Here is a 435-nt window from a genome sequence, read left to right on the forward strand (position 1 = left end):
CTGCAACAGCCATCGAGGCCTCCATCGGACGTCCCCATATATCAGGCTTGCCTAAATTAGCAAGACCTAATATATGATCGTCCAGCAACTTAGGAGCCCGCCATGTCGCCGGAGATCATCGCCTTTTTCGACGAGCCTACGTTCACCGTCTCCTATCTGGTCGTCGACCCTGCCACGAAGGCTGCCGCCATTGTCGATCCGGTGCTGGACTACGACCACGCCAGCGGCCGCGCCCATCACGGCTCGGCGGCGCGGATCCTTGAGACCGCACAGACGCGCGGGGCCCATGTCGAGTTCGTTCTGGAGACCCATGTTCACGCCGATCACCTCTCGGCCGCGCCATGGATCAAGGCGCAGACCGGCGCAAAGGTCGCCATCGGGGCGGAGGTGAAGGCGGTGCAGGCGATCTTCGCCCCTGTCTTCGGCGCCGACGAC

General features: G+C 63.0%; 1 protein-coding gene. It reads left to right on the forward strand.

What is annotated here, in order from left to right:
- Positions 1 to 102: 102 nt before the first annotated feature.
- Positions 103 to 435, forward strand: a 333-nt coding sequence (locus tag ACLD7X_RS19085; RefSeq protein ID WP_411425252.1) for an MBL fold metallo-hydrolase, incomplete at its 3' end; no start/stop codon positions are given.

The organism is Aphanothece microscopica RSMan92, assembly GCF_046613545.2.
In the GTDB taxonomy this organism is placed as follows: Bacteria; Cyanobacteriota; Cyanobacteriia; order PCC-6307; family Cyanobiaceae; genus NIES-981.